The organism is Paracidovorax sp. (genome assembly GCF_057642795.1).
This window is the reverse complement of the sequence record NZ_JBXYZY010000003.1, coordinates 163,933-189,064: the sequence shown is the minus strand read 5'-3', so window position 1 is coordinate 189,064 and position 25,132 is coordinate 163,933. Positions and strand designations below refer to the sequence as shown.

Below are 25,132 nucleotides of genomic sequence, written 5' to 3'. Positions count from 1 at the left end.
TCTCGCGTCAGATGAACCCAACGCCTGGCTGCCCTCGCCCCCCTGAACCCCCGGTTCAGGATGACGGCTCGGTGGCATTCGCAGACACCTTATTCCTCCACCACGCCACCCACTGAACCTGCTCGCGGAGATCAGCTGATCGACGGCTCAGATGTCGCTGGCGATGCCAAGCCGACCGCCGGAGCGGGCGTCCAGGTGCCCTCCGGCAGGCCGTCGAGCCAGGTGCGCATCTCGGTCGCAGGCAGGGCCGGCGCGCAGAGAAACCCCTGGAAGTACTGGCAGCCCATGCGCTCGAGCGCCGCGCGCTGCTCCAATGTCTCCACCCCTTCGGCGATCACCTCGATGTGCAGCGCACGCCCCATGCTGATGATGGCGGTGACGATGCCGCAGTCGCCCTCGTCGTCCGGCAGCCCGCGCACGAACGACTGGTCGATCTTGAGCTTGTGGATGGTGAGCTTCTTCAAATAGGCCAGGCTCGAATAGCCGGTGCCGAAGTCGTCGATGGAAAGTCCCGCTCCGAGCTGTGCCAGCGCGCTCACGCGCTGCTCCATCTCGCGCGCGTCCTGCAGCAGGATGGTCTCGGTCAGCTCCAGCTCCAGCAACGTGGCCGGCAGACCGTGCCGCTCCAACAGCATGGTCAGCCGCTCGACGAAGTCGGGCTGGCGAAATTCGAGCGCCGAAACGTTCACCGCCATCACCAGCGGCGTGCCGGCCCGCATCCAGCGGGCCGCCTCTTCGATGGCGCGTTCGAGCACCCACGCGCCCAGCGTGACGATGAAGCCGGACTCCTCGGCCAGCGGAATGAAGACGCCCGGCGAGACCGCCCCGAACTCAGGACTGGTCCAGCGCACGAGTGCCTCGGCCCCCACGATGCGGCCGGTGGCCATGCAGACCTGCGGCTGGTAATGCACCGCCATCTCGCCCAGGCCCAAGGCCTGGCGCATGCCGTGCTCCATCTGCATGCGTGAGAGCAGGTTGGCGTTCATCTGCGGCTGGTAGAAGCCGTAGCTGCCGCGCCCCCGATCCTTCACGCGGTACATGGCGGTGTCGGCCTGCTTGATGAGTTCGTCCAGCGTGCTGCCGTCCTGCGGGTAGAGCGCCACACCAATGCTGCACTGGATGGAAAACGCCATGCCGTCGAGCACGAAGGAGCGCAGCATGTCGTCGAGGATACGGCGCGCCACGCTCTGGGCTATCGAGGCCTCGCTGGCGTGCAGATAGATGACGAACTCGTCGCCGCCCAGCCGGCAAAGCATGTCGGTCGCGCGCAGGCTGGACTGCAGCCGCTCGGCCACCAGCTTGAGCACGCGGTCGCCGAAGGGATGGCCCAGCGAGTCGTTGATGATCTTGAAGCGGTCCAGGTCGAGGAACAGGATCGCGAAGCGCGTATCGGGTTGCTGCTCGGCCACGGCGACGGCGGATTCCACCCGGCGTGCCAGCAGCAGCCGGTTGGGCAGGCCGGTCAGTACGTCGCTGAAGGCCAGTTGCTCGATGCGCTTTTGCGCGGCGCGCTCGGAAGTGAGGTCGCGCATGAAGCCGATGCTCTGCACGATCGCCCCAGCGTCATCGCGCAGCGCCACCCAGGACAGGTGGACCGCACAGGGCTCGCCCTGGCTGCGCAGCAGGTCCAGATCTCCCTCCCAAAACCCCTCGTGCTCCCAGCCGGCATGCACCTGCCGCATCAGTGCGGCACCGTCGTCTTCGCTGTGGAAAAGGGCCTGGGCGGGCAGTTCCAGGCGCAGGCGGGGACCCACGCCCACCAGCCGCTCGCAACCCGGGTTCATGCGGACAATGTGGTGGCGATGGTCGGCGATGAAGATCGCGTCCAGGCTCGACTCGAAGACACCCGCCGCCAGGCGAAGGCCGGCCTGTGTTTCGGACTGGCGCGTGATATCGCGGAACGAAAAGACCCGCCCCGTCGGCCGGCCATGCACGCGCTGCGGCACCGAACGGCGCTCCATCAGCAAGCCGCTGCGCAGGCGGATCACGTCGCTGGTTTCCTCCAGCGGTCGCCGGGCGATGGAGGCCAGCCTCGCGCGGTAGGCCGGCAGGTCTGAAACCTGCGATTCGAGGTGCGCGCGGACCGCACCAGCAGTTCGCGCGGCAGGTTCCAGAGCAGCGCCAGCCGCTGGTTGAAGGCGCGCACCTGGCCCTGCAAGTCACACACCATGATGCCGTCGGCAGCAGAATCGAGCGTGGCCCGCAGTTCCGCCAGCAGGTTTTCCAGCTCGTGCTCCACGGCGGTTTCCCGGGAGCGGTTCACCATGGTGAGCAGCAGGAGCCGCTCGCCCAAAGGCAGCGTGACCGCCACGGCACGCCGGTCCACCGGCAGCAGCCGGCCGTCGCGATGCAGCACCTGGGTGCGCGAGTCCACGCCCTCCAGGATGGCTTCCACCGGCTGGCTCCAGAAGACCTGGTCTTCGGGCGTGACGGCTAGCTGCAGCACGGACTGGCCCACCATGGCCGCAACGGGCATGCCCGTCAGCTCTGCGGCGGCCTGGTTGGCATGCAGCACACGCTGCGTCGCAGGGTCCACCAGCCATACGGCTTCGGCCAGACCATCGGTGATGGCAAACCAGCCGTCCGTGGCGCGTGGCAGCCCCGTCACGGCGCGGCCTCGCCAGACGAGGGCTCTGCCGCTCGCTCAAAGAAGTAGCAGATGCGCTGGCGCGGCGCGAGGTAGTCGAGGGCGTCGCGCGGCAGCTGCGAGGGCCTGAGGCTGCGGCGAATGCCCAGTTCGGGCAGTGTTTCGAGGTCGATCACCAGCGCCTCGTCCTTGGGCACGTGGGGGTCATGCACCAGCACCCTGGGGCGCAGCGGGCGCGACGAATTGACCGACATGACGAGCGCGTAACGATCGTTCGCCAGTTGCACGACCGACCCGGGGGGATAGACACCCATCATGCGGATGAAGGCCCCGAGGACGACGGCGTCGAACCGCATCTTGTGCTGGGCGTAAATGACCGACAGCGCCTCGTGCGGAGTCAGGGCGGGGGCGCCGTGCAAGGGGTTGCAGGCCCGCTCGTAATGATTGACCAGCGCCACGATCTGACCGGCACGGCTGAGATCCTCAGCGCGCAGGCCCAGAGGGAAGCCGCTGCCGTCGGCCATTTCATGATGCTGAGCAATCGCCACCTGCACGGCGCCCGGCAGCCCCATGCGCCGAACCGCGTTGACGGATTCCGCGACATGGCTGCGGTAGCGCTGGACGTCGGGCGGTGAAAGAGGGGTGCCCGGCTCCGCCACATGCAACGGCAACGCATGTTTTCCCACATCGTGGAGCAGTGCCGCCTTGCCGATGTCGAGCAAGTCGTCGCGCTGCAAGCCGAGCGCACGGCCCAGCAGCAAGGACAGGACCATCACGTTGACCGAGTGCATCTCAGGCTGCACCCCCACCCCCTGCGACAGCAACTGGATGGCAGAGTCGCGGTTGTCCAGCACTTCGGCCACTCTGCTGCCAACCAGGGAATCGGCCAGCGACCGCGCCTCGCGCGGGTCCGAAGGCAGCTTGGCCATGAGTTGCTGATAGCCCCGGGTGACCTCGGAAAAGCGCTGGTCGCAGCGCTCCACGGCAACCCGCTGGGCATTGACCAGCGCCAGGGCCGCCAGCCGGCGAGCGCGCAGCGCGGAAATCCCCGTCAGCGCAACCGGCGCCTCGCCGGAAAGCGGCGGCTCCATTGGAGAAGACGGCGCCGGCACCGGACTGCCATCCCGAGGTTGCGCGTCGGTCTGGCGTACCAGCTCGTCCTCATAGGGGTCGCTTTTGGCCGGAACGTAACGGATCTGCGGAACGCCCAGCGATCGCAGCTGGTGGATCTGGTCGGCGCTGGTCAACTTGAAGCTGCTGGTCGGAAAAGGATGCCGCAGCCAGCCCACATCGAGCTGAATGTACATACCGACCCGTAGCTGACGGATGTCGATGAGGACGCTGCTGTTGTTCACGAGATAAGCGGGACCGCGCAACGCGTCGCGTTGAAGGAGACCGCCGAATATATCGTCAGCCACGAACTCGGGTTGGCAACATGCCCACTACGCCTCTTCAGACAACCACACCCAGACCGAAATCCGATAGCCAAACGCTATGGAAGGCACCACAATCCGGGCGACGAATGGCTCAGATCCAGCCACAGCGCCCACGCCGCGACCCCACACAGCAGCAGCCCCGACAGGCGCGTGCCCCAACCGCCGCGGGCCTGGTCGATCCGGCTGCGCAACCGCCCCCAGGCCCAGGGCCCGGCCAGCAGCCACACGGTGCCGCCCAGACCAAAGAGCGCCATGGTGGCCGCCCCGGCCCCCACGCTGCCGGAGAGCGCAGCCACGAGCAGCGCCGAGTACAGCAAGCCGCAGGGCATGAGCGCCCACGCACCGCCTGCGGCCAGCGCCCCGCCCCGCCGCCCTACCGCCGGAGCCACCCGACGCCACGCGCCGCGCCCAGCCCGCTCGATCCAGGCCGGCTGACGCGCCTGCAGCAGCATCAACAGCCCCCAGGCCAGCACGGCGACATGCAGCAGCGTCCAAGCCGGCTTGAGCGCAGAGGTCTGCTGAGTCAGCCAAGCGAGCCGGTCCATGGCCGTCGCGGCCAGCGCGCCAGCCGTCGCATAGCCCGCGATGCGTCCGGCATGGAAAAGCGCGGTGCGCGAGAGCGATGGCCGCTCCAGGCGCCTCAGCACGTGCTCTGCCGCAGGGGCCTCAGCGGCCCCACTCACTGACGAGCGGGTGATCGCCCCGCACGGCGCGGCACACATGGCCAGGCAGTGCGGCCCGCCCAGAAGGCCCATGGCCAGGGCGGTCCAGGCGGTAGTTGCCAGCATGGGTGGGTGGCCGTCAGATGATGCGAGAGAACCGCGCGCGGTTGCGGTCCACCTGCAGATGGCGGTCGAACACCATGGCCACGCCGCGCACGAAGAACCAGCCCATGGGCGTGACCGTGATGGCGTCGTCTGTCACCGTCGCCAGCCCCTGCTCCTGCAGATCGTGCAGTTGCTCGATCTCGGCGGCGAAATACCGGCGGAAATCGATCAGCCAGGATTGCTCCATGGGCTCGAACAGCACCTCGCCCTGGCACATCAGCGCCATGATGACGGCACGGCGTACCAGGTCGTCGCGGGTGAGTGCGAGCCCCCGCACCACCGGCAGCCGGCCCTGGTCGAGGAAGTCGTAGTACTCGTCCAGCGTCTTGGCGTTCTGGCTGTAGGTGGCACCCACGCGGCCGATGGCCGAGACGCCGAGGCCAATCAGGTCGCAGTCGGGCTGGGTGCTGTAGCCTTGGAAATTGCGATGCAGCCGGCCCTGGCGCTTGGCCACGGCCAAAGGATCGTGCGGCAAAGCGAAATGGTCCATGCCTACATACACATAGCCTGCGTCGCCCAAGGACTGGAGCGAGCGCGAGAGCATGGACACCTTGGCAGAAGCCTGCGGCAGCTCGGCCGTGACGATGCGCCGCTGCGGCTTGAAGCGCTCCGGCAGGTGGGCATAGGCGTAGAGGGCGATGCGGTCTGGCCGCAGCAGCGCGATCTGCTCCAGCGTACGGTCGAAGGACTCGGGCGTCTGGCGGGGCAGGCCGTAGATCAGATCGACATTGATCGACTCGAAGCCGAGGCGCCGGGCGGCCTCCACGAGGCTGAACACCTGGGCAGAGGGCTGTACCCGGTGGACGGCCTTCTGCACTTCGGGGTCGAAGTCCTGCACGCCGAAGCTCAGGCGGTTGAAGCCCAGCTCGGCCAGCACGGCCAGGCGCTCCTCGGTCACGGTGCGCGGATCCACCTCGATCGAGTATTCACCGCCCGGCACCAGCGCGAAGCTGCGCCGCAAAATGGCCATGAGTTCGCGCAGCGCCGCATCCGGCAGGAAGGTGGGGCTGCCGCCGCCCAGGTGCAGCTGGCTTACGGGCTGCCCCACCCCGCACTGCGCGGTGTGCAGGTCAATCTCGCGGCTCAAATAGCGCAAGTAGGTGGTGGCGCGCTCGGGGTGGCGCGTGATGATCTTGTTGCAAGCGCAGTAATAGCAGAGCGATTCGCAGAACGGAATATGCACATAAAGGGAGAGCGGAAGCGCCATCGAGGCTGCTCCGGCGCGCCGCTGCTGCAACGCGAGGACATACTCGTCCTGCCCGAATGCCTCGACGAACCGGTCCGCCGTCGGATAGGAGGTGTAGCGTGGCCCTGGCACGTCGAAGCGACGCAGTAGCTCGGGAGTGACAGCATTCATGAGGAATTCCTTGGGGTCCGGCTCCGAACTTTGCCGCAGGGCCCCTCGGCCGTCCTTGATGTGCATCAAGCGATGTCTGCAAGCGCGCTGAGACAATCAGCAGAGACGTCAATGAATTGAAACCTCTTGTGCGATAGGGCCCCTGGGCCGTACCGCACGACCGTCGCCGGTTCGCCCGATGCGACGAAGCCACTACAGGAGCTCCGTGCATATGAATCCGCAAACCATCAAAGTGGCCTGCTCCAACTGCAACCTGCGCGAACTGTGCATGCCCATGGGCCTGAACGAGCAGCAGCTGCAACGGATCGACGAGATCGTCGCCGTGCGCCGCAAGGTCAAGCGCGGGGGAACTCTGTTCCGCAATGGCGAGGCCTTCACTTCGCTCTTCGCCATCCGCACCGGCTTCTTCAAGACCTGCGTGGCCACGGAGGACGGCCGCGACCAGGTGACAGGCTTCCAGATGGCCGGCGAGATCATTGGCCTGGACGGCATCGTGAACGACCACCATAGCTGCGACGCCGTCGCGCTGGAAGATGCCGAGGTCTGCGTCATGCCCTTCGACCGCATCGAAGAACTGTCGCGCGAGGTCACGGCCCTGCAGAACCATGTGCACAAGATCATGAGCCGCGAGATCGTGCGCGAGCACGGCGTGATGCTCCTGCTGGGCAGCATGCGCGCCGAGGAGCGGTTGGCGGCCTTCCTGCTGAACCTGGTGCAGCGTCTGCATGCCCGCGGCTTCTCGCAGTCCGAACTGGTGCTGCGCATGACGCGCGAGGAAATCGGCAGCTACCTGGGCCTGAAGCTCGAGACCGTGAGCCGCACCTTCTCGAAGTTCGTCGAGGAAGGCATCGTCGAGGTGAAGCAGCGCCATGTGCGCATCCTCGACACAGAGGCGCTCAAGCGCATCGTCAACAGCCAGAACCAGGCCTGCCACTGAAGCGACACCCCTCCTAACACCCACTGGGCGCCAGGTGCGCGCGCGCTGCCGTGCTAGCGCGGGTATTTCGCGCAGTCTGCGGGCCGCTCGCATTCCGGCACCGGGCAACGGTTGATCTCGAAGGGCGAGAGCGACAGCAAGGTGGTGAGTGCGCCGGACAGCATGATGATGGCCCAGAACACGAAGAACGCCAGGGTATAGACCCCTTCGCGCGAGAGCGCGAGCGGCTGGTCCGCCCAGTGCAGCGCCTGCGGATCCACACAGGCAAAGACGACCATCTCCATCACGCCCGCCATCAAAAAGGCGGGCCAGGCGATCCACATCAGTCGCTGTTTCAGCATGGTGTCTTCTCCTTCGCGCGAGACGTGCTCAGGGCCGATCCTGCACAGGCGTGGCCGCATGGTTGCGGCCCTTGAGGGCCGGCACCATGGCGGCGGCGTCCTGGCGCAGCGTCTTGTTGATGTCGAGCCCGCGCTGGTAGTAGTCCTCTGCCAGCACCGGATCGGGTCGACTCAGTGCCAGCCAGAGCGTCACCAGGCCTGCGACCACCACGATGGCCGGCCCCGCGATGATGAGCCACACATGGCCGTAGCGCCACCAGGGCTGGGACACGGGCCCGGCTGGCTGCCCGGCGGATGAAACGATGGGGGTCATGCTCACACTCCTTCGCGGCGCACAGTCCGCTTCACCAAGAACCTTGTACCTATTGACGATCGCTTGGGGGCACGGCCATCAGCGCGGCACCAGAAACACCGACTTTTCGGACACCTGCGCCGCTGCTCCCTGGGCGCGCACCTCGAAATACACCGGGTGCGACCCCGGCTCGGCCGAGCCGTAGGGCACCTGCAGCCGCACGGCCACCCAGCGCGCCTCGGCCGGGCCCACCTCCACCTCGGGCTCGGAGGCGACCTCCAGCCCTGTCAGGCCTCGCGCGCCGATACGGTAACGCTGGGGCCCCTCGGTGGCATTCATGATCTGCAGACGGTAAACGTTCTCCAGCCGGCCGCCGGCCACGATGCGCGAGAGCGCGGCGCGGTCGCGCACCACGTCCACCTTGAGCGGCGTACGCCCCACCAGGCTGGCCAGCATGCCGATGCACAGCAGCACCAGCACCGCACTGTAGATCAGCACGCGCGGGCGCAGCACGCGACGCAGTATCTGCGGCTGGCTCCAGCGGCGCTCCACGCCGTTCTGGGTCGAAAAGCGGATCAGGCCCGGCGCATAGCGCATCTTGTCCATCACGGTATTGCAGGCATCCACGCACAGGCCGCAGCCGATGCACTCGTACTGCAGGCCGTTGCGGATGTCGATCCCCACCGGGCAGACCTGCACGCACAGGGTGCAGTCGATGCAGTCGCCGAGCCCCTGCGCCCGAGGGTCGGCCACCGACTTGTTGCGCGGGCCGCGCGGCTCGCCGCGGGCCTGGTCATAGGTCACGATCAGCGTGTCGCTGTCGAACATGGCGCTCTGAAAGCGCGCATAGGGGCACATGTACTTGCACACCTGCTCGCGCATGAAACCGGCGTTGCCGTAGGTGGCAAGGGCGTAGAACGCCACCCAGAAGATCTGCCACGAGCCCTGCAGTGCCAACAGCTCCGCCCCCAGCAGGCGGATGGGCACGAAGTAGCCCACGAAGCTGAAGCCTGTCCAGCCCGCGATGGCGATCCACAGCAACTGCTTGGTGCTCTTCTTGGCGATCTTCTCTGCCGTCCAGCCGCTGCGGTCCAGCCGCAGGCGTGCGCTGCGATCACCTTCCACACGGTGCTCGATCCACATGAAGATCTCGGTATAGACCGTTTGCGGACAGGCGAAGCCGCACCACAGCCGCCCCGCCACCGCAGTGAAGAGGAACAGCGACAGCGCCGAGATGACAAGCAGGCCGGTGAGGTAGATGAAGTCCTGCGGATAGAGCACCAGGCCAAACAGGTAGAACCGGCGTGCGCCCAGGTCGAACAGCACCATCTGCCGCCCACCCCACTGCAGCCACGGCAAGCCGTAGAACACCAGCTGCGTGAGCACGACCATGAGCCAGCGCCAGCGCGCGAAGACGCCACTGATCGCGCGCGGGTAGATCTTCTGCTGCGCCTCGTAGAGCGACTGGCTTTCTGCGGGGACGGGAGTGATCGGTATGACCTTGGCCGGAGGGCCTTCGGCGGGCTTCATGGTGGGTGCCTGTGGCGGGGGCCCGGATGGGTTCCGAGTCGCATGGAAAAAAGGAAAGGAGAAAGCAATGCAGCCGGCGCCGAGGCGCCGGCTCAGGACGTGGACACGGCGGTTGCGTGTGACACGTGCTTCGGGGCTCGCTCAGCGCACGGCGGCGCCGGGCTTGCCGTTCGAAAGACCCCAGACATAGGCCGTCAGCACGTTGATCTGGCTGTCGGTGAGCTTGCCAGCCTGCGCTGGCATCTGGTTGGTCTTGCCGTTGTTGATCATCGCGGTGATCGCGGCCTCACCCCAGCCGTGCAGCCAGATGTCATCGGTGAGGTTGGGCGCGCCCAGCGCCGTGTTGCCCTTGCCATCCATGCCATGGCATGCCGCGCAGGCCGTGAACTTGGACTTGCCCAGCGATGCGCGCAGCGAATCGTGCGGGCTGCCAGAGAGGCTCAGCACGTACTGCGCGAGGTTGCGCACGTCTTCGGGCGATCCCACGGCGGCGGCCATCGGCGGCATCACGCCAATGCGGCCGGCATGGATGGTCTGGTGGATCTGCTCGGGCGCGCCGCCATGCAGCCAGTCGCCATCGGTGAGGTTGGGAAAGCCCTTGCTACCGCGCGCATCGGAGCCGTGGCACTGCGCGCAGTTATTGAGAAAGAGGCGTTCGCCGATGGCCATGGCCTGCGGATCGCGCGCCATGTCTTCAGGCTTCATTTGCGCGAAGCGGGCGTAGAGCGGCTGCAGCTCGGCATCGGCCTTGGCCATCTCGGCCTCGTACTCGCCGCGCTGCGTCCAGCCCAGACGGCCGGAGAAGGCCCCCAGGCCCGGGTAGGCCACCAGATAGGCCACGCCAAAGACCATGGTGATGATGAACAGCCACATCCACCATCGCGGCAGCGGGTTGTTCATCTCGCGCAGGTCTTCGTCCCAGACGTGGCCGGTGGTGTTGTCGGCCGTGGCCTCGACCTTCTTGCGCGAGGTGATCCACAGCAGCAGGGCGCAGGCCAGGATGCCGGCCAGCGTGAGCCCGGCCACATAGAGGGACCAGAAATGGTTGGTGAAATCGCTCATGGGTTCTCTCGTTTCTTGTGCGTGCGGCCGTTCGATCGGTCGGAAAGACCGGCGGAAAGGCCGGCAGTGAGTCCGTCAGTCCTGCACGAAGGGCAGCTGCGCCGCCTCTTCGAAGCGGGCCTGGTTGCGGCGCAGGAACGCCCAGACCCAGATGCCCAGAAAGCACGCCAGCGATGCCAGCGTGGCCACGATGCGCATGGTGGTGATATCCATAGCAGGCTCCTTGGTTGCGGTGTGCGGCGCGGGCTTACTTGAGCGCGCGGCCCATGACCTGCAGGTAGGCGACAAGCGCGTCCAGCTCGGTCTTGCCCTTGACCTCGTCGGCTCCGCCGGCGATCTCCGCATCGGTGTAAGGCACGCCCACGATGCGCAGCGCCTTCATGCGGGGTTCGACCACGCTGGGATCGACCTGGGTCTTCGCCAACCACGGGTAGGCGGGCATGTTCGATTCGGGCACCACGTCGCGCGGGTTGTTCAGGTGGATGCGGTGCCACTCGTCGCTGTACTTGCCGCCCACGCGCTGCAGGTCAGGGCCCGTGCGCTTGCTGCCCCACTGGAAGGGGTGGTCGTAGACGAACTCGCCCGCCACGGAGTAGTGGCCATAGCGCAGCGTCTCGGCGCGGAAGGGGCGGATCATCTGCGAGTGGCAGTTGTAGCAGCCCTCACGCAGATAGATGTCGCGGCCGATCAACTGCACCGCGGTATAGGGCTTGACGCCGTCCACAGCCTCGGTGGTGGACTTCTGGAAGAAGAGCGGCACGATCTCGACCAGGCCGCCCACGGCCACGACGAGCAGGATCAGCACGATCATCAGGAAGTTGCTGGTCTCCACCTTTTCGTGGGTGAAGCCGGCAGATGCGGTGCGGGGGGTATCAGACATTCAATCGCTCCTTCAAGCTCAGGCGTGGGCCGGCTGGACCATGGGGATGGCCACCTTGACCGAACGCCCGCCGACGGCCGTCATCCACACGTTCCAGGCCATCACGGCCATGCCGCCCAGATACATCAGGCCGCCCACAAAGCGGATCACGTAGAACGGATAGGTCGCCTTCACGCCTTCGACGAAGGTGTAGGTCAGCGTGCCGTCCGGGTTGATGGCGCGCCACATCAGGCCTTGCATGACGCCGGCGATCCACATGGCGGCGATGTAGAGCACGATGCCCACGGTGGCCATCCAGAAGTGCAGCTCGATGGCGGGCACCGAATGCATCTTGTCCTTGCCGAAGAGGCGCGGAATCAGGTAGTAGAGCGAGCCCATGGTGATGAGGCCCACCCAGCCCAGCGCACCGGAATGCACGTGGCCGATCGTCCAGTCGGTGTAGTGGCTCAGCGCGTTGACGGTCTTGATAGACATCATCGGACCCTCGAACGTCGACATGCCGTAGAACGAGAGCGACACGATCAGGAAACGCAGGATAGGGTCGGTGCGCAGCTTGTGCCAGGCGCCCGAGAGGGTCATGATCCCGTTGATCATCCCGCCCCAGCTGGGGGCCAGCAGGATCAGCGAGAACACCATGCCCACCGACTGCGTCCAGTCCGGCAGCGCCGTGTAGTGCAGATGGTGGGGGCCGGCCCACATGTAGGTGAAGATCAGCGCCCAGAAGTGCACGATGGACAGGCGATAGCTGTACACCGGGCGGCCGGCCTGCTTGGGGATGAAGTAATACATCATCCCCAAAAAGCCCGTGGTGAGGTAGAAGCCCACGGCGTTATGGCCGTACCACCACTGCACCATCGCGTCCTGCACACCGGCATAGGCCGAATAGCTCTTCATCCAGCCTGCAGGCACAGCGGCGCTGTTGACGATGTGCAGCAGCGCCACAGCGATGATGAACGCGCCGAAGAACCAGTTGGCCACGTAGATGTGGCGCACGCGCCGCTTGCCCACCGTGCCGAAGAACACGATGGCGTAGGACACCCACACCACCGCGATCAGGATGTCGATGGGCCACTCCAGCTCGGCGTATTCCTTGCCGGAGGTGTAGCCCAGCGGCAGGCTGATGGCCGCGGCCAGGATGACCAGCTGCCAGCCCCAGAACGTGAACTTGGCCAGCGGGCCGGCAAAGAGCCGCGTCTGGCAGGTGCGCTGCACCACGTAGTAGCTGGTGGCGAAAAGGCCGCAACCGCCGAAGGCGAAGATCACCGCATTGGTATGCAGCGGCCGCAAGCGGCCGTAGCTGAGCCACGGAATGCCTAAGTTGAGTTCGGGCCAGGCCAGCTGCGCGGCGATCACCACGCCCACCAGCATGCCGACCACGCCCCACACCACTGCCATGATCGAGAACTGCCGCACGACCGAATCGTCGTAATGCGCAGCACGGGTTTGAGAAGAATCCATCGGGCACCTCTTGTATTGCGGGGCCAGTGTGTTGCAGGTACCGCCCCGGGCCGTTGACGCACATCAACAGGGTTTCAGAAGGCTTGCAGGAAGGTGCGCGGCATCACTGCGGGGCCGCGCGCGCGGCGATTCAGGCTGAGCGCACGCACTGATCCAGGCGCGGCCGAAGCACCTCACGGGCGGTGCGGGCGTGCCCGCAGCGCTCAGGGCTTCTCGTCGTCGAGGATGCGCTCGCCCTCTTGCTCCACGTTCTCGAACTGGCCACGGTCCACGGCCCACCACAGGCCCGCGAGCACGGCCAGCACCAGCACCACCGAGAGAGGGATCAGCAAGTAGAGGATGTCCATGTCACACGGCCTCCAGCATCGCAGCGGGCGCTGGCGGCATTGCCGAGGCCGATGCGGCGGCCCAGGTCTGGGCCTCGCAAGGCCAGCGCGCCAGCCGTGCGGCGTTCATCACCACCATCAGGGAGCTGGCCGCCATGCCCAGCCCCGCGAGCCACGCAGGCATCCAGCCCGCCACCGCGAGCGGCACGCACAGCGCGTTGTACGCCGCGGCCCAGGCCAGGTTCTGGCGCACCACGCGCATCGTGCGCCGGGCCAGCAGCAAAGCCTGCGGCACACGGATGAGCCGCTCGCCCAGCACCGCAAAATCCGATTGCGCCTGCGCCAGCGGCACGGCGCGGCCAAAGGCGAACGAGACATGCGCCCCGGCCAGCACGGGCCCGTCGTTGAGGCCATCGCCCACCATCGCCACGTGTCGGCCCTGCGCCTGGAGCGCCTGCAGCCGAAGCCACTTGTCCTGAGGCGCGCAGTCGCCTGCCGCATCCGCAATGCCGGCCAGCGCTGCCACGCGCTGCGCAGCGGCATCGCGATCGCCCGACAGTAGCAGCACCTGCACGCCTGCATCGCGCAATTGCGCGATGGCTGCGGCGGCATCGGGCCGCAGGGCCTCGCTGAGCGCGAAGCGCGCCAGGCACTGCGGCACGCCGGGCATGCCCTGCCCGCTCTGATCGATCTGGCGCGACAGCACCACCACAGGCCCGCTGTCCTCACCCGGCTCGGGCGCCACGCCGGCGAAGCGCGCCGAGCCCAGCCGCAGCACGGCGCCATCGGGCGCCCGCGCCTGCAGGCCGCTACCGGGCAGTTCCCGCACGTCGGCCAGCTCAGGCACCGCGCCCATCGCCTGGGTACCCGCCGCCTGCACGATGGCCTGCGATGCCGGATGCAGCGAATGCCGTGCCAGCGAGCCCGCCAGCGCCAACGCGCCGGCTGCGTCCAGGCCGCTGCCGGGCGTGGGCCGCACGGCATCCAGCCCTAGTCCGCCTTCGGTCAGCGTGCCGGTCTTGTCGAAGACGATGGTGTCCACCCCGGCCAGCGCTTCCAGCCCCTGCAAGTTGCGCACCAGCACGCCCTGGCGCGCAAGCGTGCCGGCAGCCGTGAGCATGGCCACGGGCGTGGCGAGCGACAGCGCGCACGGGCAGGTGACGATGAGCACGGCCACCGCCACCATCAGCGCGTGGCCGGGGTCCGTGGGCCACCACCAGGCGGCGGCCAGGCCCGCAGCCAGCAGAACGGCCAGGAGGAACGGCCGGGCGATGCGGTCGGCCAGCTGGGCCAGGCGAGGCTTTTGCAGTGCAGCGCTCTCCATGAGCGCCACGATCTCGCCGAACCGCGTCTGCGGGCCCAGCCGCTCGATCAGCACATCCACCGTGGCCAGCAGGTTGTGACTGCCCGCCGCCACGGGGCTGCCTTCGGCGCGCAGCACGGGCGTGGATTCTCCCGTCAGCAGCGCTTCGTCGGCCTGCGTGCTGCCACGCACGATGCGGCCGTCGCCCGGGAATGCCTCGCCAGGCAGCACGCGCACGATGTCCCCCAGGGCCAGGCGGCGCGCGGCGATGCGCGCGAAGACGCCATCGGCGCCACGCCGCAACACGCTGTCGGGCAGGCGGTTCATGACCGACTCCAGCGCGCCGGCAGTGCGGCTGCGCAGCCGCAGCTCCAGCCAACGGCCGGTGAGCAGGAAGAAGACGAACATCGTCAGCGAGTCGTAGTACACCTCGCGCCCGAAGGGGCCGGCCGCATCGAAGGTGCCCGCCGTGCTGACCGCGAAGCTGATGCCAATGCCCAGAGCCACCGGCAAGTCCATGCTGATGCGGCCGTGGCGCACGTCGCGCAGCGCGCTGGAAAAGAACGGCCCGCAGGCGAACAGCATCACCGGCAGGCTGATGACCCACGAGGCCCACCGCAGCAACTGCTCCATCTCGGGGGTGAGATCGCCCGGCATGGCGTGATAGGCAGGCCACGCATACATCATCACCTGCATCATGCAAAAGCCCGCCACCAGCCAGCGCCACAGGGCGCGGCGCTGCTCGCGCTGACGCTGCTCGCGCGCGAAGGCGTCGAGCGCGGGCACCGCCCGATAGCCCGCGCGCAGCACCGCCGCCATCCACTGCGAAGGCTGCACCTGACCGGCATGCCACACCACCCGGGCGCGCCGGGCGGCGGCGCTCACATCGGCCTCGGCCACGCCGGGCACGCTGCGCAGGGCTGCTTCGATCGCGAGCGCGCAGGCCGCGCAGTGCATGCCTTCGAGCACGACATGCGACTCCCAGCAGGCGTCCTCTTCAGCGCCCACGGGCCGGCTGAAGGCCTGCCACTCCTGCGGATCGTCGATCAGGGCGGCGGCATCCTGGGCCCGGGCGGGTTCCGGCGGCGCGGAGGGAGGTAGGGACGACAACATGCCGCCAAGGCTAGGTCCCCTGTCCCGCGCGCGCATTGACCTGCATCAAGCCCGCGGCCGGCGCCGCTCCGTAAGCTGCAAGCTCGGGCCAGGCATGCAGCCAAAGCCCATCCAAGGAGGTGTTCCATGTACCAACGCATCCTGATCGCCACCGACGGCTCCCCGCTTTCGGACAAGGCCATCGAACACGGACTGGGCCTGGCGGCGCTGTGCGGCGCCACCGTGGTCGCCCTGCACGTCGTGCCGCGCTACCCGCGCAGCTATTTCGAGGGTGGCCTCTCGATCGACAACGCCGAAGTCAAGCGCATCGAGGGGCAATGGACGGCCTCTGCCAAGGCAATGGTCGATGGCGTCAAGGCGCTGGGGGCCGCACGCGGCGTCACGGTCAAACCCGTGGTCAGCAAGTCCGACCTGGTCGCTGAAACGGTGATCGCCGCCGCCGCAAAGCACCATTGCGACCTGATCGTCATGGCCTCGCGCGGGCGCAAAAGCCTGCAGCGCCTGCTGCTGGGCAGCGAAACGCAGTACGTGCTGACGCACTCGAAGATTCCGGTGCTGGTGCTGCGCTGAACGGATGGTCCGGCCGGCGCAACGGCACCGCCCGGAGCCGCGGGAAGCCCTTGCAGAAAGGGCGCTCCACGCGACAGAAACAAGAGCATCAAACACCCACGCCTGGGGCATCGCCTCAGTGGGTGCTCAGGTCGGAGCGCGCCATGCGTGGGCCCAGGACGTCGCCCCGCCGAGGCTGATGGCGAGCATCTGGCCGCATCGCTGCTGCAGCCACGTTCCGGCGGCGCCAGCCGCTACCCTGGTGCCTCTTTGGCGCCGGCGGGCGAAAGCGGGCCTGAGCGCCGCCGGCCTCAGGCGAAGAGGCCCTTGTGCTGCTCGCGCAGCAGGTTCTTCTGCACCTTGCCCATGGTGTTGCGCGGCAGTTCGGTCGCGACGAAGCAGCGCTTGGGAATCTTGAAGTTGGCCAGCTGGGTCTTGAGCTTCGCCACGATGGCGTCGCCATCGAGCTGCGCGCCGGGCTTGGCGATCACCACGGCCACGCCCACTTCGCCGAAGTCCGGGTGGGGCACGCCGACCAGGGCGCTTTCGGCCACGCCGGGCATGTCGTTGATGTAGCCCTCGATCTCGGCGGGATAGACGTTGTAGCCGCCGCTGATGATCAGGTCCTTGCTGCGGCCCACGATGGTGACGTAGCCACGCTCGTCCACGCGGCCCACGTCGCCGGTCTTGAACCAGCGGCCGCCCTGCGCGTCGATGCTGAATTCTTCCGCCGTCTTCTCCGGCATGCGCCAGTAGCCCTGGAACACGTTCGGGCCCTGCACCTGGATGTTGCCGATCTCGCTGGCAGGCACGGGCTGGCCCGCGTCATCGACCACGCGCAGGCTCACGCCGGGCAACGGAAAGCCCACCGTGCCGCCGCGCCGCTCGTCCTGCCCACCGTGGCGCGCATCGGCCACATAGGGGTTGCTGGTGAGCATGATGGTCTCGCTCATGCCGTAGCGTTCCAGGATGGTGTGGCCGGTGCGCTGCTGCCATTCCTTGAAGGTCTCGATCAGCAGCGGCGCGGAGCCGGAGATGAAAAGGCGCATGGAACGCGCCGCTTCCTTGGTGAGCCCGGCATCGGCCAGCAGGCGCACGTAGAGCGTGGGCACGCCCATGAACACGGTGGCGCGCGGCAGCGCGGCGATGACGGCCTTGGGATCGAACTTGTTCAGCCAGATCATCTTGCTGCCGTTGATGAGCGCGCCGTGGATGGCGACGAAGAGGCCATGCACGTGGAAGATGGGCAGCGCGTGGATCAGCACGTCGCCCCGGCCTTCGGGGCCGCCGCTGGCCGTCCAGCCCCAGTAGTCCTTGAGCACCTGCGCGTTCGACAGCAGGTTGCCGTGCGTGAGCATCGCGCCCTTGCTGCGGCCGGTGGTGCCGCTGGTGTAGAGGATGGCGGCCAGGTCATCGGCAGTGCGCGCGACGGGCGTGTGCTCGTCGCCGTGGTGCGCGGCGCGGTCCAGCAGGCTGCCGGTGCGGTCGTCGCCCAGGGTGAATACATGCTGCGTGCCGGCCGTGAAGGCGATTTTCGACACCCAGCCGAAATTGCCCGGCGTGCAGACCACAACGGCCGGCTCGGCATTGCCGACGAAGTATTCGATCTCCGCGCTCTGGTAGGCGGTATTGAGCGGCAAGAAAACGTAGCCTGCGCGCAGTGTGGCCAGGTAGAGCATCAGCGCTTCGACCGACTTTTCCACCTGCACGGCGACGCGGCTGCCCTCGGGCAGCTGCAGCGACGCAAGCAGGTTGGCCATGCGGGCGCTGGCGTGCTCCAAGTCGCGCCACGTGTAGTGAAGCGGCGAGCCATCGGCCGCATGCGCCTCGATGGCGACGGCGTCCAGATCGGCGGGGAAGGCGGCGCGCAGCGCGGCGAAGAGGTTCTGGCGGGAAGAGGTGGCACTCATGGCGAAACGTGTCGAAGGAAAGGGTGAAGGAAGAATCCAGAAGAGAACGAAGGGGAAAGAGGCTGGTCAGAAAACCGGCTTGCGCTTTGCCAGGAAGGCGGCGATGCCTTCGCGGTGCTCGGCGCTGTCGGCATAGGCATACGGGTCAAAGCCGATTCCCGCTATGGAATCGATAGCTGAATGCGCGCTCCCATCCTGGGCTGCAGGCCGTTTCTCTCCAAGGCCGCCAGCGGAGATCGCGCGCAGCGTGCGCTTGTTGAGCCGCGCAGCCTGGGGGGCCAGCGCGGCGATGCGCAGCGCCGTGGCCAGCACCTGGGCCTGCAGTTCAGCGGCCGGCACCACGCAGCTGAGAAAGCCGCGCTGGGCCATGTCGTGCGCGTCGAAGGTGGCGGCCTCCAGCAGCATCTGGCGCGCCGTCATGGCGCCCACGGCGCCGGCCACGAGCTGCGCCTCGCGCGGCGCCATCGGAAAGCCGAGCCGGGCGATGGGCGCCCCGAAGCGCGCGGACGGCTCGGCAATGCGCAGGTCGCAGCAGCTGGCGATCTCCACACCCGCGCCCATGCAGGCGCCCGCGATGCCCGCGACGATGGGAACGTCGCAAGCCTGCATGGCGGCAAGGCCGCCCCAGACATCGCCTTCGTGGAAATCGCGCAGCTGGTCCGGGTCGAAGCGAAAACGCGGGTATTCGGAGATGTCGCCGCCCGCGCAGAAGGCGGCCGGCGCGCCCGGCATGCTGCCAGCGCCTTCCACGATCACGCAACGCACATCGGCGCGGGCCTGCATCTCCTCAAAGACGGCGCGCAGCTGACGCCACATGGCGCGCGACATGGCGTTGAGCCGCCCCGGGTGGCTGAGGGCCACGCGCCACACGCCGGCTGCGCCGGCATCGCCTGCGGCCGGGGCCGCGATCACTTGCGCTGCGGCCGTCATCGGCGCCCTTTCCTTCGGTTCTGAACCGTTCATTCCAGCGTGGCGCCCGAAGCCTTGACCACCTGCGCCCAGCGCTTGACCTCGGCGCTCACGAAGGCGGCGTATTGGGGCTGCGTGAGGGTGCCGAACTCGGCGCCGTTGCCCGCCCAGGCGGTCTTGATCTCATCGGCTGCGCCCAGCTTGCGCACCTCATCCACGATGCGCGCCTGCATGTCGACCGGCGTGCCCTTGGGCGCCCAGAGGCCGTACCAGGTGGTGACGTTGTAGTCGCGCAGGCCCACCTCGGCCGCGCAGGGCACGTCGGGAAAGGCCGGGTTGCGGCGCCCGCCGGCCACCATCAGCGCCCGGATGCGGCCGGCCTTGATGTGCGCGGCCGACGAGCCCAGGCCGTCGAACATCATGTCCACATTGCCACCGATCAGGTCCTGCAGCGCCGGACCCGCGCCCCGGTAGGGAATGTGCGTGATGAAGGTGCCGGTCTGCAGCTTGAACAGCTCGCCCGCCAGATGGTGGGCCGAGCCCGAACCGGCCGAGGCGTAGTTGAGCTTGCCCGGATTGGCGCGCAGGTAGTCGAGGAACTGCCCCATGGTGGAGGCCTTGACCACGCGCGGGTTCACCACCACCACTTGAGGCACGCTGGCCAGCAGGGCGAGCGGGATGAAGTCGCGCTCGATGTCGTAGTCGAGCCTGGGGTACATGGCCGGCGCGATGGCGTGGTGCGTGCCGCCCATGAAGAGCGTATAGCCGTCGCCAGCCGCCTTGGCTGCGTAGCTCGCGCCCACGGTGCCACCCGCGCCGCCCCGGTTGTCGATGATCAGACTCTTGCCGGTGGACTTGCTGAACTGAGCCGCCAGTGGCCGGGCGAAGGCATCGGTGCCGCCGCCGGCCGGAAAAGGCACGACCAGCGTGACCGGTTTGGCGGGCCAGCCGGCCGCGCCCGGCTGCCCTTGCGCCCGGACGCTGGGCACCGCGCCGGTGGCGGCCAGGCCCGCGGCGCCGGCTGCCTGCAGCCAGGCGCGGCGGGAAAGCGGTAACGCGGGCGGGCCCGCCTGGGCCGCGGAAGAGTCCGCCAGGCCGATGCTTGCGAGAGATGGCTTCATTTCCTTTTGTCTCCTGTCGTCGTGGTTGTAGTGAACGCTCTGGAAGGAATGGAATGGAACGGAACGGAGAAGGCGCGCGACGGCCATCCGCCGCGCGCCGCACCGGCGGGCCGAAGCCTGGGCTCAGCCCCGGCACAGGCTTTCGATGTCACCGGACACGGGCACGCGCCCATCGGCCAGCAGGCTGCGGTGCTTGTCGATGCGTTTGAGATCGTAGAGGTAGTTGACCATGAGCCCGAAGGACTGCTTGACGCCCTTGGCCGATGGGTCGCCCGCCCAGTTCAGGCGCTCCACGCGCGCACCGTTGCCCAGGTGGAAGCGCGCCACCGCATCCAGCGGCTTGCCGTCCTGCAGTTCGCGCCCCAGGTACTGCGCGGCGCAATGCAGCAGCAGCTGGCGCACGGGCGATTTGGGCGGCAGGTCCAGCGCCTTGTCGGCCGCGGCCAGCACGTGCGCGGCCTGCGGCGGCTCGAAGCCCACGGCGCGGCCCAGCTCGGCGCGGCGCTTGTCGTCCAGACTCTCGATGGCGGCCGCGCACTGCTTGTTGAACCAGGCGCGAAAGCCCGGGATGGGCGAGAGCGTGGCGAAGGTGCGCAGGCGCGGGAACTCTTCGGCCAGCGTCTCCACCACGTTCTTGATGAGCGAATCTCCGAAGCTCACGCCGCGCAGGCCCGTCTGGGTGTTGCTGATCGAATAGAAGATGGCGGTGGTGGCGCGGGCGAGGTCGGCCGGCGCGGCGGATTCGTCCAGCAGCGGCGTGATGCTGCTGGAAAGGTCGGCCAGCAGGGCCACCTCCACGAAGATCAGCGGCTCATTGGGCAGACGCGGGTGGAAGAAGCCGTAGCAGCGGCGGTCGCTGTCCAGCCGGTTCTTCAGATCGGCCCAGCTGCGGATGTCGTGGACGGCCTCGTACTTGATGAGCTTTTCCAGCAGCGAAGCGGGCGAATCCCAGGATAGGCGCTTGAGCTCCAGAAAAGCCACGTCGAACCAGGTGGAAAAGAGGTGCTCCAGCTCGGCGTCGAGCGGCAAGAGGCGCTTGTCGGCCTTGAGGTGCGGCAGCAGCTCGGCGCGCAGATCCACCAGAAAGCGCATGCCCTGCGGGAATACGGCGAAGCGCTGCAGCAGGCGCGTGCGCGGCGAGACCAGCGCGCGGCGCAGGTGCATCTCGGCCTGCTGCTCATCGGCCGTGCCGGCAGCGGCTTCATGGCGCTGACGGGCGCTCTTGACGCGCTCGGCATCGGCGGCGAACTGCTCGCACATCAGCAGCCACATGTCGCGGCGCTCCTCCGGCTGGGCCTGGGCATACCAGCCGGCCACGGCCTCGGCGCGGCGGCCGCCTTCCACCTCGCTCACGCGGGGCGCCACGACCTCCTGCAGATCGGCCAGAAGGCGCCGCAATGCGCGCGGCGACAGCGCTTCGTTGCCACGGCGCAGCGTGGCGGCCAGCCGCTCGGCGGTGGTGCGCGGCACGGCGGCCTTCGCGGGTTTGGGCGCCGCGCCGCTGCCGCCGCCATCAATGGCCTCCGCCTTCGGGTCGATGGGGCTCAGGCGCGAGACCTTGCGCGAGATCCAGGTGGTGGCTGCGTTCATGGTGCGATCCGTGAATGGTGGTTGCGGGCGATGTCGCGCAGCGCGTCGCGCTGGGCGAGGACGTGTCGGCGCATGGTCTCTTCGGCGGCGGCGGCGTCGCGGCGCTGCAAGGCGGCGAAAACAGCCTGGTGCTCGTGCAGGCTCTGCTGCAGCCGGCCGGGCACATGCAGCGTCTGGTGGCGCGCCAGGCGCAGGATGCGGCGCAGGTCGCCGATCACCTGGGCCAGCCAGCGGTTGTCGGCCAGGGTGATGAAGGCCTCGTGGATGGCGTAGTTGGCCTCGTAGTAGGCGTCGATGCGGCCGGCCTCGGCATGTTCCTGAAGGCGCTGGTGCAATACCTGCAGCGCGGCGATGTCTGCGCTGCCGGCACGCTCGGCGGCCTCGTGGGCGGCGCGGCCTTCCAGCAGCGCGATCACGGGGAAGATCTCATCCAGGTCGCGCTGGGTCACCTCCGCCACGAAGCAGCCGCGCCGCGGCTCGTGGCGCAGCAGCCCTTCAGCCACCAGCACCTTCAGGGCCTCGCGCAGCGGCGTGCGCGAGATAGCCAGGCGCTCGCAAAGTGCCACTTCGTCCAGAAAGCTGCCGGGCGGCAGCGCACCCGAGAAGATATGCGCACGCAGCCGCTCGGCCACCTCGGCATGCAGCGAGGGGGACGGGGAACGCGGGGCGGCAGCAAGCGCAGGTGGCATGGCAGTCCTTGGAACAGCGAATGACGGGCCAGCGGGCCGAACGGTGGGTCTTGTCCCCGTTCAAACCCACCACGGCAAGGCCTCGGAACGAGCCCTAAGCGGCCATCATTTCGCATGATTTTGCGTAATTATGGACGTCCACTCTTCTGGATGATGTCCGCAACAACCCGAACGTCGAAGGCTTCAGCGGCGAGCCAGATTCGGGGGGGGTGCTCGCGGAAAAGGCACGGGTCCCGGCAAGGTGCGGGGCGAGCCCCAAGTGCGTATCGGGCGCCCTCCTCCATCCCCCCCAAGGGGGCTGAAGGGGTGCGGCCTTCGGCATTGCAGTGGGTTGGCGGCGTTGCCGGGTCCGCCGCTTACGGCCAGCCCTGCGATGCGCTTTCCACACCATTCACCGGAGCCTATCGGGCGATGCCCGCCCGGCGATGGCTGGCGCTCGGGGCGGTGACACTGCGGCCCCCAGCAACGCCGAGCGTCAAGGCGGCCCTCCTACGCGGGCCGCCGGGCCTGCGGCGCGGGGCTGCGCCCGTGCGCCCAGACCCAGAGCGCCACGCCGCCGGCGATCATGGGCAGGCAAAGCCACTGGCCCATGCTCATGCCCAGCGACAGCAGGCCCAGGAAGGCGTCGGGCTCGCGGAAGTATTCGGCGATGAAGCGGAAGCACCCGTAGCCCACCAGGAAGGCCGCCGCCACTTCGCCCTGGCGCCGTTCGCGGCGTGCGTAGAGCCAGAGCAGCACGAAGAGCAGCAGCCCTTCCAGCAGGAACTGGTAGATCTGCGAGGGGTGGCGCGGCTGCATGGAGCCGCTTTGCGGGAACACCATGGCCCAGGGCAGCGACGGGTCGGCAAAGCGCCCCCACAGCTCGCCGTTGATGAAGTTGCCGATGCGACCGGCCGCCAGCCCCGTGGGCACGCAGGGAGCCACGAAATCCGCCACCTGCAGCCAGGGGCGGTGGCGCGAACGGGCGAACCAGAGCATCGCCAGGATCACGCCCAGCAGGCCGCCGTGAAAGCTCATCCCACCTTGCCAGATGTAGAAGATCTCGAGCGGATGCGAGAGGTAGTAGCCCGGCTTGTAGAAGAGACAGTAGCCCAGCCGGCCGCCGACGACCACGCCGAGCACGCCCAAAAAGAGGATGTCCTCCACGTCGCGCCGGCTCCAGGCCTGCGTGCCGGTCATCGAGGCATAGGGCTGGTGCCGAAGGCGCAGCGTGCCCAACAGCATGAAGAGGCCGAAGGCGGCCAGATAGGTCAGGCCATACCAGTGAATGGCGAGCGGCCCGATTTGGAGGGCGATGGGGTCGATATGCGGGTACATGAGCATGGTGCGGCTATTGTGCCCGCCCCCCGTGACCGTCCCCCGCAAAGGCCGCAGATCGGCGCAGGCTGCGCCAGCCACCTCCTCACTCGGTCGTGCTGGGGCTCCAGAAGGCCTGGCGCACCTCGGCCATGGCCACCATGCGGTTGATGAGCTGGTCCAGCGTCTCGCTGTCCACCGAGGTGGTGGCCAGGGTCAGCTCGATCTCCACTTCCTCGGGGCCGAAGGCATGTACCTTCACGTCCTGCGCGGGCTGGCTCAGGCGCTCCAGCTCCTTTTCGAGCTGCGCCATCACGACCTTCTGCCGCGTGCGGTCGGCGATCACATAGACCATGTGCGTGACTTCGGCCGAATGCACGTCCAGCGGCTGGCGGTTGATCGCGTTCACGATGGGCCGCAGCAGCGTGTTGGCCGCCAGCACGAAGACCGCGCCGAGCGCCGCCTCCAGGATCAGGTCGGAACCGCAGGCCGCGCCCACGGCCGCCGAGCACCACAGCGTGGCGGCGGTGTTGAGGCCGCGCACGTTGCCCTCCTCGCGCATGATCACACCCGCGCCCAGAAAGCCGATGCCCGAGACCACATAGGCGATCACCCGCACCGCGCCGTCGGCACCGTGCAGGCGGTTGGCCATGTCCACGAACATGGCCGCGCCCAGGGCGACCAGCACATTGGTGCGCAGCCCTGCCGTACGCTGGCGGTGCTGGCGTTCGAAGCCGATCATGCCGCCCAGCACGAAGGCCGCGGCCAGGCTGACCAGCGTGTTGGCCAGCGAAGCGAGGTTGATGTTGATGATGGCGTCCATGGCGCGCTCCCTCGATGGTGCTCTCGTTGTGCTCTTGCGGCGGCCCGTGGGGCTGCGGCTGCGGTCATGCGCGGGCAGGCGGTCGAGAATCGCTGCGGCGCATGGGACCGGCGATTCTCTCCGCTGCGCGCAGCGCCGGCAGCGAAACGCCCGCATTCATGAAAAATGAGCCCACGTTATCGCAGACTCCAATTGCGAACGCTTCTGATCCACGTATGCATGCAGAGCGGCGCGAGGGGGGCTTGGCGCGCGAACGACGACAAACCCGCATGTGAAGACGATACTTACGCACTCACAAAAACAAGGAACGCCCATGCAGGGAAACCCACAAGTCGTCGAATACCTCCGGGATCTGCTGCGCGGCGAGCTGGCCGCACGCGACCAGTATTTCGCCCACTCGCGCTTCTATGAAGACATGGGCCTGGAACGGCTCTACGCGCGGCTGAACCACGAGATGGAAGAGGAAACGCAGCATGCCGATGCGCTGCTGCGCCGCATCATCTTCCTGGGTGGCCGCCCCGACATGCGGCCCAAGGAATTCACGCCCGGCGAAACCGTGCCCGACATGCTGCGCAAGGACCTGGACACGGAATACGAAGTGCGCGCCGCGCTGCAGAACGGCATGGCCCTGTGCGAGAGCGTGGGTGACTACGTGAGCCGCGACATCCTACTCACCCAGCTCAAGGACACCGAAGAAGACCACGCCTACTGGCTCGAAAAGCAGCTGGGCCTGATCGACAAGATCGGCCTGCCGAACTACCTGCAGTCCCAGATGGGCCACGGCCCTTCGGCCTGA

Annotated in this window: 22 protein-coding genes and 1 pseudogene; 3 read left to right on the top strand and 20 right to left on the bottom strand. The window is 67.8% G+C overall.

Translation table 11 applies throughout. From position 1 onward, the window contains the following. Window positions 1–131: 131 nt before the first annotated feature. The 4 genes and pseudogenes from AC3A84_RS04690 to hemN all read right to left on the bottom strand — a co-directional run bounded on the left by AC3A84_RS04690 (window position 132) and on the right by hemN (window position 6,207). A pseudogene (locus tag AC3A84_RS04690) lies at window positions 132–2,599 on the bottom strand (EAL domain-containing protein). 5 nt (window positions 2,600–2,604) lie between these two features. Further along, window positions 2,605–4,005 (bottom strand): cyclic di-GMP phosphodiesterase, encoded by a 1,401-nt coding sequence (locus tag AC3A84_RS04685; RefSeq protein ID WP_487968485.1) that lies wholly within the window; start codon window positions 4,003–4,005, stop codon window positions 2,605–2,607. Between the two features lie 74 nt (window positions 4,006–4,079). Continuing rightward, window positions 4,080–4,811, bottom strand: a complete 732-nt coding sequence (locus tag AC3A84_RS04680; RefSeq protein ID WP_487968484.1) for a sulfite exporter TauE/SafE family protein — start codon at window positions 4,809–4,811, stop codon at window positions 4,080–4,082. A 13-nt stretch (window positions 4,812–4,824) separates the two neighbouring features. Beyond that, window positions 4,825–6,207: an oxygen-independent coproporphyrinogen III oxidase gene (gene hemN / locus AC3A84_RS04675; RefSeq protein WP_487968483.1), complete on the bottom strand. Its 1,383-nt coding sequence runs from the start codon at window positions 6,205–6,207 to the stop codon at window positions 4,825–4,827. A 211-nt stretch (window positions 6,208–6,418) separates the two neighbouring features. Between hemN and fnr the strand changes: the two genes are divergently transcribed. Continuing rightward, on the top strand, window positions 6,419–7,144 hold the full coding sequence (gene fnr, locus AC3A84_RS04670; RefSeq protein ID WP_487968482.1) for a fumarate/nitrate reduction transcriptional regulator Fnr: 726 nt from the start codon (window positions 6,419–6,421) through the stop codon (window positions 7,142–7,144). Window positions 7,145–7,197: 53 nt separating this feature from the next. On the opposite strand, the gene AC3A84_RS04665 is transcribed toward fnr, so the two are convergent. From AC3A84_RS04665 to AC3A84_RS04625, 9 genes are all read right to left on the bottom strand, one after another. Beyond that, window positions 7,198–7,485, bottom strand: coding sequence for a hypothetical protein (locus AC3A84_RS04665; protein WP_092940412.1), 288 nt, complete (start codon window positions 7,483–7,485; stop codon window positions 7,198–7,200). 28 nt (window positions 7,486–7,513) lie between these two features. After that, a complete protein-coding gene (locus AC3A84_RS04660) occupies window positions 7,514–7,798 on the bottom strand; it encodes a FixH family protein (RefSeq protein WP_487968481.1) in 285 nt (94 codons plus the stop codon). A gap of 78 nt (window positions 7,799–7,876) precedes the next feature. Then, entirely contained in the window at window positions 7,877–9,307 is a 1,431-nt protein-coding gene (gene ccoG / locus AC3A84_RS04655) for a cytochrome c oxidase accessory protein CcoG (RefSeq protein WP_487968480.1), read from the bottom strand. A 141-nt stretch (window positions 9,308–9,448) separates the two neighbouring features. After that, window positions 9,449–10,369 (bottom strand): cytochrome-c oxidase, cbb3-type subunit III, encoded by a 921-nt coding sequence (ccoP, locus tag AC3A84_RS04650; protein ID WP_487968479.1) that lies wholly within the window; start codon window positions 10,367–10,369, stop codon window positions 9,449–9,451. Between the two features lie 75 nt (window positions 10,370–10,444). After that, on the bottom strand, window positions 10,445–10,582 hold the full coding sequence (locus AC3A84_RS04645; RefSeq protein WP_092940380.1) for a cbb3-type cytochrome oxidase subunit 3: 138 nt from the start codon (window positions 10,580–10,582) through the stop codon (window positions 10,445–10,447). A 34-nt stretch (window positions 10,583–10,616) separates the two neighbouring features. Further along, window positions 10,617–11,249, bottom strand: coding sequence for a cytochrome-c oxidase, cbb3-type subunit II (gene ccoO, locus AC3A84_RS04640; protein WP_487968478.1), 633 nt, complete (start codon window positions 11,247–11,249; stop codon window positions 10,617–10,619). An 18-nt stretch (window positions 11,250–11,267) separates the two neighbouring features. Beyond that, window positions 11,268–12,707, bottom strand: coding sequence for a cytochrome-c oxidase, cbb3-type subunit I (ccoN, locus tag AC3A84_RS04635; protein WP_487968477.1), 1,440 nt, complete (start codon window positions 12,705–12,707; stop codon window positions 11,268–11,270). A 203-nt stretch (window positions 12,708–12,910) separates the two neighbouring features. Continuing rightward, the gene (gene ccoS / locus AC3A84_RS04630) at window positions 12,911–13,054 is read right to left on the bottom strand and encodes a cbb3-type cytochrome oxidase assembly protein CcoS (RefSeq protein WP_487968476.1); all 144 of its coding nucleotides are present in this window, start codon (window positions 13,052–13,054) and stop codon (window positions 12,911–12,913) included. Window position 13,055: 1 nt separating this feature from the next. Then, a complete protein-coding gene (locus tag AC3A84_RS04625) occupies window positions 13,056–15,449 on the bottom strand; it encodes a heavy metal translocating P-type ATPase (protein WP_487968475.1) in 2,394 nt (797 codons plus the stop codon). A 126-nt stretch (window positions 15,450–15,575) separates the two neighbouring features. Between AC3A84_RS04625 and AC3A84_RS04620 the strand changes: the two genes are divergently transcribed. Next, window positions 15,576–16,019, top strand: coding sequence for a universal stress protein (locus AC3A84_RS04620; protein ID WP_487968474.1), 444 nt, complete (start codon window positions 15,576–15,578; stop codon window positions 16,017–16,019). 290 nt (window positions 16,020–16,309) lie between these two features. Here the strand turns inward: AC3A84_RS04620 and AC3A84_RS04615 are convergent, their stop codons facing one another. The 7 genes from AC3A84_RS04615 to AC3A84_RS04585 all read right to left on the bottom strand — a co-directional run bounded on the left by AC3A84_RS04615 (window position 16,310) and on the right by AC3A84_RS04585 (window position 24,336). Beyond that, a complete protein-coding gene (locus tag AC3A84_RS04615; protein ID WP_487968473.1) occupies window positions 16,310–17,908 on the bottom strand; it encodes a malonate--CoA ligase in 1,599 nt (532 codons plus the stop codon). A gap of 66 nt (window positions 17,909–17,974) precedes the next feature. After that, window positions 17,975–18,838 (bottom strand): enoyl-CoA hydratase/isomerase family protein, encoded by an 864-nt coding sequence (locus tag AC3A84_RS04610; protein ID WP_487968472.1) that lies wholly within the window; start codon window positions 18,836–18,838, stop codon window positions 17,975–17,977. 29 nt (window positions 18,839–18,867) lie between these two features. Next, entirely contained in the window at window positions 18,868–19,938 is a 1,071-nt protein-coding gene (locus tag AC3A84_RS04605; RefSeq protein ID WP_487968471.1) for a Bug family tripartite tricarboxylate transporter substrate binding protein, read from the bottom strand. 123 nt (window positions 19,939–20,061) lie between these two features. After that, a complete protein-coding gene (locus tag AC3A84_RS04600) occupies window positions 20,062–21,528 on the bottom strand; it encodes a malonyl-CoA decarboxylase (RefSeq protein WP_487968470.1) in 1,467 nt (488 codons plus the stop codon). Beyond that, window positions 21,525–22,217: a GntR family transcriptional regulator gene (locus AC3A84_RS04595; RefSeq protein WP_487968468.1), complete on the bottom strand. Its 693-nt coding sequence runs from the start codon at window positions 22,215–22,217 to the stop codon at window positions 21,525–21,527. Before AC3A84_RS04595 ends, AC3A84_RS04600 begins: the two co-directional genes overlap by 4 nt. Window positions 22,218–22,706: 489 nt before the next feature. Continuing rightward, complete coding sequence (lgt, locus tag AC3A84_RS04590; RefSeq protein WP_487968467.1) at window positions 22,707–23,540, bottom strand: prolipoprotein diacylglyceryl transferase; 834 nt, start codon at window positions 23,538–23,540, stop codon at window positions 22,707–22,709. A gap of 79 nt (window positions 23,541–23,619) precedes the next feature. Then, window positions 23,620–24,336: an MgtC/SapB family protein gene (locus tag AC3A84_RS04585; RefSeq protein ID WP_487968466.1), complete on the bottom strand. Its 717-nt coding sequence runs from the start codon at window positions 24,334–24,336 to the stop codon at window positions 23,620–23,622. A gap of 313 nt (window positions 24,337–24,649) precedes the next feature. Between AC3A84_RS04585 and bfr the strand changes: the two genes are divergently transcribed. Beyond that, the gene (bfr, locus tag AC3A84_RS04580; RefSeq protein ID WP_487968465.1) at window positions 24,650–25,132 is read left to right on the top strand and encodes a bacterioferritin; all 483 of its coding nucleotides are present in this window, start codon (window positions 24,650–24,652) and stop codon (window positions 25,130–25,132) included.